The sequence below is a fragment of the Bacteroides neonati genome (genome assembly GCF_000499785.1).
Taxonomy (GTDB): domain Bacteria; phylum Bacteroidota; class Bacteroidia; order Bacteroidales; family Bacteroidaceae; genus Bacteroides; species Bacteroides neonati.
The window spans coordinates 424,462-439,508 of record NZ_HG726019.1 but is presented as its reverse complement, the minus strand read 5'-3'; the positions used below and the strand labels follow the sequence as shown (position 1 = coordinate 439,508).

General features: G+C 46.2%; 11 protein-coding genes. 10 read left to right on the top strand and 1 reads right to left on the bottom strand.

Annotation, left to right across the window (positions count from 1 at the left end):
* The first annotated feature begins 4 nt into the window (after positions 1 to 4).
* From hsdR to TY03_RS01620, 5 genes are all read left to right on the top strand, one after another.
* Positions 5 to 2,368 (top strand): EcoAI/FtnUII family type I restriction enzme subunit R, encoded by a 2,364-nt coding sequence (hsdR, locus tag TY03_RS01640; RefSeq protein ID WP_042366737.1) that lies wholly within the window; start codon positions 5 to 7, stop codon positions 2,366 to 2,368.
* Positions 2,369 to 2,413: 45 nt separating this feature from the next.
* A complete protein-coding gene (locus TY03_RS01635) occupies positions 2,414 to 3,103 on the top strand; it encodes an ABC-three component system protein (protein WP_042366735.1) in 690 nt (229 codons plus the stop codon).
* A gap of 103 nt (positions 3,104 to 3,206) precedes the next feature.
* Complete coding sequence (locus tag TY03_RS01630) at positions 3,207 to 4,646, top strand: IS4 family transposase (RefSeq protein WP_042366734.1); 1,440 nt, start codon at positions 3,207 to 3,209, stop codon at positions 4,644 to 4,646.
* A gap of 38 nt (positions 4,647 to 4,684) precedes the next feature.
* Positions 4,685 to 4,957: a helix-turn-helix domain-containing protein gene (locus TY03_RS01625; RefSeq protein WP_042366731.1), complete on the top strand. Its 273-nt coding sequence runs from the start codon at positions 4,685 to 4,687 to the stop codon at positions 4,955 to 4,957.
* Between the two features lie 8 nt (positions 4,958 to 4,965).
* On the top strand, positions 4,966 to 5,271 hold the full coding sequence (locus TY03_RS01620; RefSeq protein WP_042366728.1) for a helix-turn-helix domain-containing protein: 306 nt from the start codon (positions 4,966 to 4,968) through the stop codon (positions 5,269 to 5,271).
* A gap of 25 nt (positions 5,272 to 5,296) precedes the next feature.
* Here TY03_RS01620 and TY03_RS22280 read toward each other — a convergent pair whose 3' ends face one another.
* Positions 5,297 to 5,452 carry a hypothetical protein gene (locus TY03_RS22280; protein WP_154663588.1) on the bottom strand — a complete coding sequence of 52 codons (156 nt, stop codon included), beginning with the start codon at positions 5,450 to 5,452 and terminating at the stop codon, positions 5,297 to 5,299.
* 327 nt (positions 5,453 to 5,779) lie between these two features.
* Between TY03_RS22280 and TY03_RS01615 the strand changes: the two genes are divergently transcribed.
* The 5 genes from TY03_RS01615 to TY03_RS01595 are packed head-to-tail and all read left to right on the top strand — an operon-like array spanning position 5,780 to position 15,034.
* Positions 5,780 to 8,032, top strand: coding sequence for a TonB-dependent receptor family protein (locus TY03_RS01615; protein WP_042367280.1), 2,253 nt, complete (start codon positions 5,780 to 5,782; stop codon positions 8,030 to 8,032).
* A gap of 52 nt (positions 8,033 to 8,084) precedes the next feature.
* Entirely contained in the window at positions 8,085 to 11,462 is a 3,378-nt protein-coding gene (locus tag TY03_RS01610; protein WP_042366727.1) for a SusC/RagA family TonB-linked outer membrane protein, read from the top strand.
* Between the two features lie 10 nt (positions 11,463 to 11,472).
* Positions 11,473 to 12,978, top strand: a complete 1,506-nt coding sequence (locus TY03_RS01605) for a RagB/SusD family nutrient uptake outer membrane protein (protein WP_042367279.1) — start codon at positions 11,473 to 11,475, stop codon at positions 12,976 to 12,978.
* Between the two features lie 41 nt (positions 12,979 to 13,019).
* Complete coding sequence (locus tag TY03_RS01600) at positions 13,020 to 14,027, top strand: putative zinc-binding metallopeptidase (RefSeq protein WP_042367277.1); 1,008 nt, start codon at positions 13,020 to 13,022, stop codon at positions 14,025 to 14,027.
* Positions 14,028 to 14,032: 5 nt separating this feature from the next.
* The gene (locus TY03_RS01595) at positions 14,033 to 15,034 is read left to right on the top strand and encodes a DUF4302 domain-containing protein (protein WP_042366725.1); all 1,002 of its coding nucleotides are present in this window, start codon (positions 14,033 to 14,035) and stop codon (positions 15,032 to 15,034) included.
* Positions 15,035 to 15,047: the final 13 nt, after the last annotated feature.

The window sequence follows — 15,047 nt, the reverse complement described above, 5'->3', positions numbered from 1 at the left end:
TATTATGAACGAATCGCAAACAAGGCTCGAAAAGATTGACCCTAAGCTGCGAAATGCAGGTTGGGGAGTTGTGGCTGACAGTCGCATTCTGACAGAGCAAAACGCATATACTATCGCTCCGGGTAAAGTCGGAGCGAAATCACGGATGCCAAAGAAGATTGACTATCTATTGGTCTATCGTGGTGTGAAACTCGCAATCATCGAAGCCAAACGTGACGAGCTACCTGCATCCGAAGGGGTAATGCAAGCGAAAGAGTATGCGGCAATGATGCGTATTCGTTACACCTACGCAACCAATGGAGATGAAATATACTTCATCGATATGCAGACAGGCGAAGAGAAAAATGTCGAAAATTTCCCATCGCCCGAAGAGCTGTGGAGTGCAACTTTTGGCACAACCATAGAAGAGTGGAAAGAGAAATTCCTTATAGAGCCTTTTGATACAAGACAAAAATCACCCCGATACTACCAAGAGAATGCAATCAACGCAGCTCTCGACGCGATTGCCGAAGGACGCAACCGTATATTGCTAACCCTTGCAACAGGCACAGGCAAAACATTTATTGCGTTCCAAATAGCGTGGAAGCTCTATCAAACACGATGGAACTTATCAAAAAACAATCGTCGCCCAAAAATCTTGTTCCTTGCCGACCGTAATATCTTGGCGAATCAAGCATTGATTGACTTTGGTGGCTTTGATGAAAAGACGATTAGTCGAGTAACACCCGAATTAGTCTCGAAAAAAGGGCTTCCAACGGGGCATAATATTTACTTTACCATATTTCAAACCTTTATGAGTGGGGATAAGCCGAACTTCTATGGCTATGACCCCGATTTTTTTGACTTGATTATCATTGATGAGTGCCACCGTGGCGGAGCGAATGACGAGAGCAATTGGCGAAGGATTTTGGACTACTTCAAACCTGCCGTGCAGCTTGGACTTACCGCTACTCCGAAGAGAAAAGACAACGCAGACACATACAACTATTTCGGCAAGCCAGTCTATACCTATTCACTCAAACAGGGCATTGATGACGGTTTCTTAACTCCGTTCCGTCATTGTCGGATGCAGAGTAACATCGACGATTATATCTACTCGCCCGATGACGACGTATTGAGTGGTGAAGTTGAAGAGGGGAAGACCTACAACGAGACGGATTTTTACAGCGGTCGTATAGAGATTAAACAACGTGACGAAGCTCGTGTTGCCGAATTTATGAAATACATAGGAGCCAACGAGAAGACAATCGTCTTTTGTGCTACACAAAACCACGCAGGGCAGGTGCGTGATATGATTAACCGCCTGAAAAAGGTTAAGAACCCCAATTATTGCGTGCGTGTAACTTCTAACGACAAAACGCAGGGCGAAACATATTTGAAAGAGTTTCAGGATAACGACAAGATGATCCCAACGATTCTTACCACATCGCAAAAACTCTCAACAGGTGTCGATGCTCGCAATGTGCGTAACATCGTTCTGTTGCGTCCTATAAACTCTATTATTGAGTTTAAACAGATTGTTGGTCGTGGGACTCGCTTGTTCGATGGCAAGAGTTATTTTACGATATTTGACTTCGTGAGGGCTTACGAGCGATTCAATGATAAGGAGTGGGACGGCGAGCCTGTTTGTTCCGTATGCGGTCAGGTGGATTGTGAGTGCGAAGGTGGCGGCGATGTTGTCGCACCGAAACCAGTGTGCCCTGTGTGTGGCGTGCGTCCGTGTGAGTGTCCGTCAGAACCAAAGATTTGCGAAGTTTGCGGTTGCTCGCCTTGTATTTGCCCGCCAAAACCGAAGCTAAAGATAAAGCTCTCGGATGGACGTGTACGACAAATCAAGCATATCAAAACAGATATGTTTTATGGTGCAAATGGTAAACCTATGGCAATCTCTGATTTCCTCGAAACGATGTTTGGCGAGTTGCCTAAGTTTTTCAACTCGGAAGCGGAGCTAAAAGATAAGTGGTCAAATCCATTAACACGCAAGCAGCTACTTTCGGAGCTTGACACCGCAGGATATGGCGAGGAGGTTCTTCGTAGCGTCCAAGCGGTGATTGAAGCTGAAGATTGCGATCTGCTTGATGTGCTTGAATACATAGCATATAGTGTCGAGCCGATTGAGCGGACTAATCGTGTCAATAGCCGACGTGAAGCGATATTTGACGGTTTGACCAAACAGCAACAAGAGTTTGTTGAGTTTATTATATCCAAATACATCTCTACAGGGGTAAGCGAGCTGGCAATGGATAAGTTACCAACACTTCTGCAAATGAAATATGGTACAGCAGGCGATGCCGTTAAAGTCTTCGGCAATCCGACAATGATACAACAGACGTTTACAAATTTTCAAATATCATTATACGGAGCATAGTTCTGTAATTTGGTTAGTGCTGATTAAATTATTAACAAAAAGAAAATGAGCGAAGGTTCAATTATTAAAGATAAAGATGCATCATCAATATGGTCTGGATATATATTTCAGGGTGAGGTAGCTATTTGTAGGGCTCTTGAAACAATCAATGAACTTATTGATAAAGAAGTTGAGATTCCTGAAACCTATATGCTCAAGATCGAGGAAGAAGAGGACTTCTCTATTATCACAGACTCACTATTGATATTTCAAGTAAAAGCATATACGTCCCATAATTACGTTAAGTATGCAGAAGCTTGGCGTTCTTTAATGACAAGATATCCAGAAAATTCTAAAGACAACTTTTTAATACTGCATAAAGGTAAATTATATTACAATAGTTGTGAGTTTGAGTCAAGCGATTTCCCCAAAAAAGAGCTAATGAAAAGCAATGTCATCGCAGGTAAATATACTCTGGATAATATTAAGGTTAAAATATTGGAGCAAATAAATAATCTTTGCACAAAAAAAGGACTATCTGTTGATGAGCCGAGTATAGAGCATAAGTATTATAATTGCTGTTCCAAAATCAATACTTTAATCAGGATGAGACATAAATCTAAAGTTGTAGAACAAATCCTTCTCGTGGATATTGTAGATTTGGTTGCAGATAACTCAATAGTTGTGACTGAGGAATTGGCTTGGTATAAAGCCGAAAGGCGGTTAATAAATACTCAAGTTTCGGATTTAGGCTGACATCCTAATTCTAGACATAAAAAAAGCTTTGAGACTTTCCGTAAATCTCGGAAATTTAGTAAATTAGCAGTGACCAAACAACTAATTAACCATTCTCAAAGCCATGAGCAAAATTACTAAAATTCCGTCAGAAATCCGCAATATTTTGAGTGAAAAACGCCGTTGCTCTGTGATGGACTCATTTTCAGGACTGTTAGAGTCTCTTCATCTTGACAGCCGTTGTCTTGGAGGGAACAAACGTGAAAACTGTCAGTTGACCAATCTTCAGCTGTTTCAGATTCTTGTCCTGATGCCGTTTTTCGCCATAAAAGGTTTTTCCCATTATCCTGATTCGGCTTTAAGTCGAATGTTCGGCGGCAAGAAGGATGTCTTGTATTCGTTTATGTCACATGATAATATCAACTGGCGCAATCTGATATACCGCATTGTTGTCAAGCTGATAGCCAAAGTGACTAACCGTCAGGATTTCAAGAAGAGTCATCTTCCTGTAGTACTCATCGCTGATGACTCTGACTTGCCTAAAACCGGAATGCGTATGGAGTCTATCGGCAAGATATTCTCACATGTTCATCAGAAATGTATTCTTGGGTATAAAGCGCTTATGCTGTGCTGGAGTGACGGGCGCACCCAGTTTATGCTTGACTCATCTCTGCATGGAGAGAAAGGCAAGGTAGAGGGTAAGGAACAGGGGTTAAGCGCAAAGCAACGACAGAACCGTTATAATAGGAAACGAGATGAGAACTCCCATGTGGCCAAACGTAAAGAGGAATATTTCATGAGTAAGGGAAAGAAACTCATTGAAATGGTCAGACGCGCCATCAAAGCAAAGATTCCTTTTGAATATCTGCTTGTTGACAGTTGGTTCACTTGTTCCGGGCTTGTCGATTTCGTATACAACAGTCATAAGAAGTTTCACTTGTTAGGGATGGCAAAGATGGGTAATACCAAATATCTCACCAAAAAGTGGGGTGAACTGACGGCAAAAGCCATAATCAGTAAGCTGCTGGGCTCTAAATCTGTGATATACAGTAGACGGTACCGTTGCCACTATGCGTCGGTGGACGTGATGCTCGGTGGGCGCAAGGTGCGGCTGTTCTTCTGTCGCAGAGGAAAGAGAGAGGGATGGAAAATATTGCTGACAACCAATGTAAAACTTGATTTCTTGCGGGCATATGAAATCTATGCAATGCGTTGGGCTATTGAGGTTTTCTTTGCCGATAGCAAGCGATTGCTTAATCTTGCAGGATGCTCGGCAAGAGACTTTTCCTCGCAGATAGCGCACGTATCACTGGTTATGATACGCTACAATTTGCTTGCCTCGGTAAAAAGGAGTCTGGACTACGAAACAATCGGTGGGTTGTTCAACGATATTTTTGCCGGAGTACACGAACTGACTGTTATGGAGAAGATATGGGCAATCATATTAGAAGTAGTGGCAGTCGTGGCTGAACTCACAGGGGCTGATGAAGAGCAACTGATGATACAGATCATAGAAAATGACAGACGACTTGCAGCACTCCGAGCGTACGCTCAAACGGCTTGATTTCTAAATCCGAAACTTGAGTTAAAAACGATATTGATATGAAATTTACCGCCATCGACACCTCCGCTTGGAAGGAACTGAAAAAGAGCATCGAAGAACTGGCTCTTGGTATGCAAGAACAATTCGGTACGAAGCCCGAACTTCCCAACCTGTTACACAACGGGGACGTGTGCCGAATACTCAACATCAGCAAACGGACGCTCCAGCACTATCGGGACACGTCCGTGCTGTCTTTTATCCAAATCGGGCATAAATGCTATTACAAACGTGAGGATGTGGAAGCACTCCTCGCCAAGTCCAACCACCAATAACCACGACTATGGAATACGAGACCATCAACAAAGAAACACCTGAGATGAAACAACTCATCTCGGGCATTCAGGAAGTAAGCAGACGTATTCGGGAGATTGCCCAAACGCACCGTCCGCTCTTCGGGGGAGAAATCTACCTTACAGGGCGAGAGGTCTGCGAACATCTTTTCGTCAGCCCTCGCACCTTGCAGGACTATCGCGACAAGGGCATTATCCCCTACTCCCAAATCGCAGGGAAAATCCTCTATCGCCTCTCAGACATCAACCGACTGCTGCAAGAAAATTATCACTCCATCAGCTCTATAAGAAAATAGGAGAAAATTTAATCAGTATATATTTCTATCTTTTTTTTCTCAATTTCTGGAAAGAGTGCTCATCTTCACAATATCCGACCCGTAAAATCATTTCAGGAACTCCTGAATAAGGAAACACACGGGCAATTTTATCGGGTATTTCTTCCAAAGGTTGACTCATAGGATGAACAGATATTCCCATAGTATTTAGTTTTACCGAAAAAGTCTAAAAAAGAATCAATAAACAACATCCAATCTTCGTCTTCCGGCATACAAAAACAGAGTGGAAACATTGCAGGGAAGTCCCTCAAACCGAATAGAAATATTCAAATACCTCCAACAGGGTATTTTATCCCTTACTAACACTTATTAATACCTGAATATGGCGATTGCATCACAAATCTGCGATATATACCTTTGCGTAAAATTCAGGACATACATTATAGCACTCATAAAAACGGAGTGTCAAGCACTCTTTTTTATAACAAACAACGGAAGTACCATAATCTTTCGATTTTATACGCATAATATGACAATAAGCAGAAAAATTTTATTCATTATCCTTTTTGTATTTGGGTATATGCACGCCAATTCGCAAGAGCAAGTACAAAGGCAAGAGCCGGAAATAAAGAACGACTCCGTTTACCAGCTCCAAGAGGTGGTAGTCTCATCCCGGCAAATATTCGGAAGCAAGTTTAAAGCCAGAAACCGCACCGGTTCGGCCTATTACATCTCGCCCGAAGAAATACGAAAAATGGGATATACAGACATCAACCGCATGCTGAAAGCGGTTCCGGGAGTAAACATGTACGAAGAAGACGGTTTCGGGCTGCGCCCGAACATCAGCTTGCGCGGCACGAAAGCCGAACGAAGCGAACGCATCTCCATCATGGAAGACGGGATACTGGCCGCTCCCGCGCCTTATTCGGCTCCGGCGGCGTATTATTTCCCCAACGCCGCCCGCATGGAAGCCGTCGAAGTGCTGAAAGGAAGCAGTCAGGTGCAGTATGGCCCGTTCACTACGGGAGGAGCCATCAACATGGTATCGACTCCCATACCGAACGCTTTCTCGGGCAAGGCGAACCTCTCTTACGGAAGCAAGAACACGTTCAAGTCGCATACGCACATCGGAAACATGTGGAAGCACTTCGGCTTTGTGGTGGAATACCTGCGCTATCAGTCGGACGGATTCAAGAAATACGAAGACCATCCCGTCAAAGGATTCACCAGAGACGACCTCATAGCCAAAGTAATGGTGAAAACCGACAAAGGCACGGGTGTAAACCATGCACTGGAACTGAAGTTCGGATACGCGGGCGAGAACTCGGACGAAACGTATGTGGGGCTTTCCGAAAAGGATTTCAAGCAAACTCCTTTCCTCCGCTATGCAGGCTCGCAGATGGACGAGATGAAAACCAATCACCGGCAATGGGTAGCCACTTACCTGCTCAACTTCTCCAACAAACTGAAAGTAACCACCAACGCATATTACAACCGCTTCCACCGCAACTGGTACAAACTGAACGACGTACGGGCGGGAATCACTTCTAAAGAGAAGAGGTCTATTGCCGATGTGCTCATCGATCCGGAAACAAACATCCGTTACTTCGACATACTGACGGGCAAAACCGACCGCGAAGGCGAAGCGCTGCTGGTAAGAGCCAACAACAGGACATATCGTGCCAGAGGGATACAAACCAAAGCGGAATACCGCTTCAACCTGAATGAGTTGTTCTTCGATATAGAGTTCGGACTGCGTTATCATCACGACGAGGAAGACCGCTTCCAATGGGATGATGCTTACTCCATGAAGAACAAGAAGATGGTGCTGTTCAGGGAAGGCATTCACGGGACGAATGCCAACCGCATCACATCGGCGGACGCACTGGCAAGCTACCTGCTCGCCAAATTAAGATACAACTCATGGACTATCACTGCCGGGTTGCGCTACGAAGACATCGACCTGCTGAAAAAAGACTATACGAAAGCAGACTTGGAACGTACGGGAAAAGTACGCATCGAAACGCCCAACCATGCGCGCGTTTGGATTCCCGGCGTAGGAGTAAACTATCAACTCGTTCCCGAAGCGTCGGTATTCTTCGGAGTTCACAAAGGATTCGCACCGCCGAGCGCGGAATTGTATCAAAAACCCGAAAGCAGTGTGAATATGGAATTGGGAACACGCGTTTCCGCCGGCAACTTCAAAACAGAGCTAATCGGTTTCTACAACAATTACAGCAATATGCTCGGAAGCGACCTCGCCGCCTCGGGCGGATTGGGAACGCTCGAACAGTTTAATGTAGGCGAAGCCCGCGTAAAAGGCGTGGAGTTCCTTATGCAATACCAACCCCTGCCCGAAGCGTGGAGAGTGCGCATGCCCCTGCAAGTATCATATACTTATACCGATACGGAGATGAGAAACTCGTTCTCAAGCCATTCATGGGGCAACGTGATGAAAGGAGACGAGATTCCTTACATCTTCAAACACGCGCTGAACATGCAGGTGGGAATAGAGCACAAATGGTTCGACGCAAACATAGGAGCACGCTACAACAGCGATATGCGCACATCTCCCGGACAGGGAACAATCGCCGAAAGAGAGAAGGTGCCTGCACACCTCGTGCTGGACGCATCGGCCAGCGTATATGTAAACAAATACCTGACGGTAAAAGTAAACGCCGTGAACCTGACCAATAAGGTCTATCTCACTTCACGCCATCCGGCAGGGTTGAGGGCAGGACATCCTTTCGGCATCTACGCAGGAGCTAACGTCCGGTTCTGAACAAATACGTGCAATCATGTATAAAAAAGAAGAAATATAACAAGATAAGGCAATGAATGTATCATCGGTTATAAAATTAGTAATCAGTATCCTGTTCACGGCAATCTTCTCTCAGGTTTGTCCGGCACAGGAACTAATGGAAATAAAAGGCACAGTGCGTTCTGCTTCCGGAGAGCCTTTGCCGGGCGCCACTGCCATGGTGGCGGGTACAGCAAAGGGAGTCATCGCAGACGGCGACGGACGGTTTACACTCAAAGCCCGCAAAGGACAAACGCTGGAAGTGAGCTTCGTGGGAATGAAAACCCGGAAAGTGAAAATCACCTCCACCGTCATGAACATCACGCTTCAGGACAACGTGCAGGAGATAGAAGGAGTGGTAGTGACCGGCTATCAGAACATAAAGAACCGGGTATTTACGGGAGCGGCCGCTTCGGTGAAGCTGGATGACATCAAGCTCGACGGTGTGGCGGACGTATCGCGCATGCTCGAAGGGCGTGTGGCGGGACTGTCGATACAAAACGTCACCGGCAGTTTCGGATCGGCTCCACGCATCAACATACGCGGCGGTGCTTCCATCATGGGAAACGTGCAACCCCTGTGGGTGATCGACGGAGCTGTGTACGAAGACTTAGTGTCGCTCACGCTCGACCAATTGGCTTCGGGCGATGCCGTGACGCTCATCAGCTCCGCCGTTGCCGGACTCAACGCTTCGGACATCGAAGACATACAAGTATTGAAAGACGCTTCCGCCACATCTATTTACGGAGCCAGAGCCCTGAACGGGGTAATCGTAATCACTACCCGCGCAGGTAAAAGAAACACGCCGAACAGGTTTTCTTACTCATACGAGTTGAGTATGCGGGCCATCCCTTCGTATACGGACTTCGATCTGCTCAATTCGCAAGAGAGCATGTCTATCTACCAAGAGATGAACAGGAAGGGATACTTTTCTGTGCAAAACACATTATACGGGCGCCGCAGCGGTATTTACCACCAGATGTATAAGGCTCTCGGAACCGTCGATCCGTCTACCGGACGATATTATCTGGAAAACACGGACGAAGCCAAGCGCGCGTTCATGCGCGAGCGGGAATATGCCAACACCAACTGGTTCAAGGAGTTGTTTACATACAACCCCATCCATACGCACACCGTAACGTTCTCCGGAGGAGGAGAGAATTCGACCATGTATGCCTCCATCGGTTTCTATGACGACAGGGGATGGACGCTTGCCGATAATGTAAAACGCATCACCGCCAATATCAAAAATTCCTTCTATTGGAATGAGGACAAGATAAAGGCTACCATATCCGCACAAGGGAATTTGCGTAACCAGAACTCTCCGGGTACGATTTCTCAGCGAAAGAATACGGTAATCGGAACGTTCGAACGCGACTTCGACATCAATCCCTTTGCCTATGCTTTGGGAACAAGCCGTACCTTACGCCCCCGCAATGCCAACGGCGAACCGGAATACTACCGCAATAACTGGGCTCCGTTCAATATCCTGAACGAGTTTGACAACAATTACCTGAAAACCGAAGTGCTCGACTTCAAACTGCAAGGTGAACTTTCATACAGGATCAACGACAACATCGAAGCCAAAGGATTGGCGTCGGTACGTCATGCGGTTACCAAAAGTTCGCATTTCATCACCGAACAATCGAACGTGATACAGGCTTTCAGAGCCAACGAAACTCCCTATGTGGCGCAAGAGAACATCTATTTGTTGAAAAACAAAGACAACCCCTTGCAACTGCCACAAGTGGCGCTGCCCCACGGAGGCATGTTCAATAAGACGGAAATTTCCCTGCGCAGCTATTTGGGACGCTTTGCGCTCGACTACAACAAACAGATGGGCGAGCACGACATACGCGCTTTCGGATTTACCGAAATACGCTATGCCGACCGCAGCATCAACCCTTTCCAAGGTTATGGAATACAATACGACAGAGGGAACCAGGTGTTCACCAATCCTTTGATTTTCGATAAGCTCACTAACGAAGGAAACACTTATTTCTCGCTTACCGAACGCTACGAAAGGGGGGTGACTCTCTCCGCCAGCGCCACCTACGGATATGCGGGCAAATACGTTTTCAACGGCGTATTCAACTATGAAGGGTCGAATACGGCAGGCAAATACAGCCGTTCGCGCTGGTTGCCTACTTGGAATATCGGAGCAAAGTGGAACATGGATCAAGAGAAGTTCATGAAAAAGTTTCCTGCCGTTTCCAAGCTATCCTTGCGTGCCAGCTATGGACTGACCGCCAAAATGAACGAACAGGCGATAAACTCCACAGCAGTGTTCAAGCATCTCATCATCAACCGCACATTGCTGAAGGACCGCGAGAATGCGTTGCGCATCCTGCACCTTGAGAACCGCGACCTGACATGGGAGAAAATGTATGAGCTGAATATCGGTTTGGAACTCGGGCTGTTCAACAACCGCATAAGCGCAACATTCGATGTCTACCAACGAAACTCATTCGACCTGATAGACCTCATCCGTACCTCCGGTGTGGGCGGACAGTATTACAAGTACGCAAACTTCGGAGACATGCGCACACGAGGAGTGGAATTGGCGCTGCAAACCAAAAACATCGTAACCGACAACTTCAGCTGGACTACGGCTTTCACCGTGAGCGGCATGAAGCAGAAGATCACCCGCCTGCTGAATACACCGAACACCTTTGATATGGTGGCGGGAACCGGACGCGGCAATATCCTCGGATTCCCACGGGGTTCTCTGTTCTCTTTCAACTTTCAGGGACTCAACAACAACGGGCTGCCTACCTTCGACTTCGGACTTTACCCTTCCAACCAAGGTGTGAACAGCGAAATATCAGGAGCCGATTTCCTCGACGCGCAGTATTCGAAGTCGTACCTTATCTACCACGGTCCTATCGAACCCACTTACATAGGCGGAGTATCGAACACGTTTAAATACAAGAACTGGGAGCTTTCGTGCTTCGTCACCATGCAAGCGGGCAACAAGATACGCCTTAACCCGACATTCGACCCTTCGTTCGCCGATCTGAATGTGTTTTCCAAAGAGTACTACGACCGCTGGCTCAATCCGGGCGACGAGTGGAAAACGAATATCCCTGTCATTCCTTCGCAGGATTTGATTCGCAACATCGGAAAAGAAAACATCGAAAAGGCTTACAACACTTACAATTACTCTCAGAACAGAGTGGCAGACGGAAGTTTCGTGCGCATGAAAAACATCTCGTTGGGATACCGATTGCCCAAAAAGCTTCTTGCACAACTCAAGATCAGACAAATGAGTGTGAAGGCAAACGTAACCAATCCGTTCCTGATTTATGCAGACAAGAAGCTGAAGGGGCAAGATCCGGAGTTCTACAAATCGGGAGGAGTTTCATTGCCTACTCCAAAACAATATACAATGACGCTGCATGTTGAATTTTAATCGCATTGAAATGAAAAGAACAATTTACTTAAGTATCATACTCACACTGCTCACGGCATGCCAAGACTATTTGGAGACCAACCCCGACTCTACGCTCGACGTGAAGATAGACAGTGAGGAAAAAATAGCCGAATTGCTCGCCGGAGCCTATCCCGAAGCCAGTTACTTCGCGTTTCTGGAAACACGTACCGATAACGTAGGCGAGCGGGTGAACGGTATCCATTCACGGCTGAACGAGGCCATGTATTATTGGGAAGACTACGATCAGGAAGATTTGGATACACCCCTGAACTATTGGAACGCATGCTACGCAGGTATTGCACAAGCCAATCAAGCGTTGGAGCTTCTGAGCAAATACCCCAAAAGCGACCGTGTGAAAGCTTTATACGGCGAAGCATTCCTATTGCGCGCCTATCTGCACTTCATGCTGGTCAATATCTGGGCAGAGCCGTACGGTACATCCAAATCGAAAACAGCACCCGGCATACCCTACCTGACAAAGCCTGAAAAAAACGCATTGGTGGACTATAAGCGCGGAACTGTAAAGGAGGTGTACGAAAAGATCGAAAAAGACTTGAAACTCGGAATTTCGCTGGTAGACGACAGCTATTACAGCAAACCCAAATTTCACTTTAACAAAAAAGCCGCTTACGCTTTCGCTTCCCGCTTCTACCTGATTAAAGGAGAATGGGAACTCGTTATTGCCTATTCAGATTATGTGCTCGGCATAGACCCCAAACCTGTTCTTCGAAATTGGCAGAAGTATGGAAAAGAGTTTTATTTCAACCGCAAACATCTCCATACACGCTACGCAAGTACCGAAGAGCCCGCTAACCTGCTTCTTTCCACTACGGAATCGAGAATAGCCCGCAACATACCTACGGAAAAGTACGGAGTGACCAGCATAAGTGCAGACAAAGTGTACAACCGACATGGAGTGGAAGGGTGTGAAAACTTCAGGAAAGTAGCTATGGAACCGTTATTCCTTTTCAACTATAACGACGGACGCATAAGCGACGGACAATACATCGGCAAATTCGACGAGCTTTCGTTGTCGGGCTATACAGGCATACGACCGAGGGGACTGTATGTCACTAACGTTTTATTCTCTACCGACGAGGTGATGCTCAATCGGATGGAAGCATACGCCATGATCGGAGAATACGACAAATCCATAAACGACCTGCTTACCTATCTCTCTGTCAAATTCGGAATCACCCCTCCGTGCAGCCGTCCGGACTACACGCAGACAAGTAGCGACAACTACGGAACTTATACTCCGTTCTACGGAATGAGCATCAAGCAATTAGCCATGATAAAAACCATTTTAGGTTTCAGGCAGCAGGAGTTTATGCACGAAGGGTTGAGATGGTTCGATATCCGCCGTTTTTACATACCGGTGAAACGCACATCGAAGTATAAGTTTTATAAGCAGTTGGAGAAAGAAGACCCGAGAAAGCTCCTGCAAATACCGGCCGAAGCCATCAACCGGGGATTGGAGCCTAACCCCCGTTGAAAATATCAAGAAACATAATGGACAGAAAACTTAAAAAAACAATGAAAACAATCAGCAATAGAACGAGATTCTGTTACCTTATCGGACGGAGCCTGAATTTGTTCGCCGCATGCCTGCTGCTGGCCGGCTGCGCACAGGAAGCCGCCTTATCCGACCAAAGCGTAGTGGATTTGGGAACGGTACAGCGCAATAAAACAGAACTCGACGAGTGGATATTAAATACATTTACACGTCCTTACGGCATCGAGGTCGAATACCGTTGGGATAAAAACGTGGCACAAAACGGGAGCTATACCTATCCGCCGGAAGCCGCCAATGTAAAAAGCGTGCTCGAAACCATAAAGGCGCTGTGGCTCGACCTCTATATGGCTTCCGATTTGGGCGGAGAGAAATTCTTTCTGGGCAAGAATCCGGTCAAGATTTACATGTATGGAGGAAAGAACATAGACGGAAACGGAGTAGAGCTTTTAGGAAATACGGAAGCAACGACCAACGAGATGTTCCTGTACAACGTCAACGACTTCGACCCCAAAAATCAAGACAAGGTATTTATCCTGATGCGAAGCGTGCATCACCAATTCGCAAAACACCTGATGGAATTGTTTCCTTATGACAGAAACAAGTTTCTGAGCATCAGCGGGAGCAGATACATTGAATCGTCCAAGCTGATTTCTGAGATTTTTAAAGATGAAACAGCAGGGCGCAAACTGTTTGCGCTTTCACCCAATGCCAACAAGAGAGGTTTTTTCACTTTCCACTCTTTCCTCTCTGCCGAGGACGATTTCGCTGAAATTATCAGCGCCAAGCTGACACATAGCCCCAAGGAGGTGCTTAAAGCCTTGGAAGATGCTAGAAAGCCTTATCTTAATAATGAAGAAGACCCGGAAGTGCAGCAAACTTACAACGAGGAAGCGCGTCGGGCATACAAAGAGTTGACGGAGAAACAAACCTTTGTGGAAGAATATTTTAACAAAGAAATAAAAATCTCGCTCAATTATCTCCAAACGATAAGCATGAAACGATTAAAAGCATATACGGAACAAAAATAAAAAGTATGAAAATAGGATTTCAATTACTTATTCTGATGGCGGTTTGCTTCTCCTGCAAGGATGATAATATCTTCGATTTATCCCCCTCCGAGCGGAACGCAAAACACATCAGCGAACTGAGGAAGGAGCTTATAGATGCCCCTCACGGATGGTGCGTCACGTACTTCCCACGGACAGACTCGCTATTGTTTACAAACGTGAACGAACAGATAGCACAATTTGAATACCTGAGCAAATACGGGTATGGCGGACATTGTTTCTTTATGAAGTTCGCGGAAAACGGAACGGTGGAAACTATAGCCGATTATGATGAGCAAAGCCGGACAGAAAGCCGGAAAAGTGAATTCGAAGTAAGCCAGAATACATTCACTCAACTGAGTTTCACCACTTACAGTTATCTGCACCGTCTGGTAAACAACAAATTCGCCGCTTCTTCCGATTTTCTTTATACAGGCAAAGACACCGATGGCAACCTTGTATTCCGAACGGCTTCGTACATAGAACCGGCCCGTGAGTACATCATCTTTACAAAGCTAAAAAGCGAAGACAGTTGGACGGAAGACATGCGCAAAGCCGGCGAAAACACCTCATTTTTCGAGCAGATGAAAAATCCGCAACTGGTAATCAGGAAAGCAGACCGGATATATTTCCGAAGCGATATCCGTATGGCGAAAGCCGACAGAGAGAAAGGCAGACAACAACGTTATCACTTGTTCCTTTTTGCAAAAAATCCTTCTGCCCTTCCGGACGGATGGGCCAAAGAGGCAGTGGGACTGGGATCCGGATATGTGGGCACAACAGACGGATTGACTTTCAGATCCGGTATACGATATAGCGCCAATTATACGTTTTACGATTTCCGCAGGGAGGAAAACCGGTTTGTTTGCGAACTCGTGAAAGTGTTCGACCCATACAGCAAGACGGAGCGTTGGGTAAGCAAGCATCTCGCCACCGGTGGAGAAGCCACCGGAGTCGTAGCCGAAATTTTGGACAATTCTAATAATTAAAAAACAAAGAGCG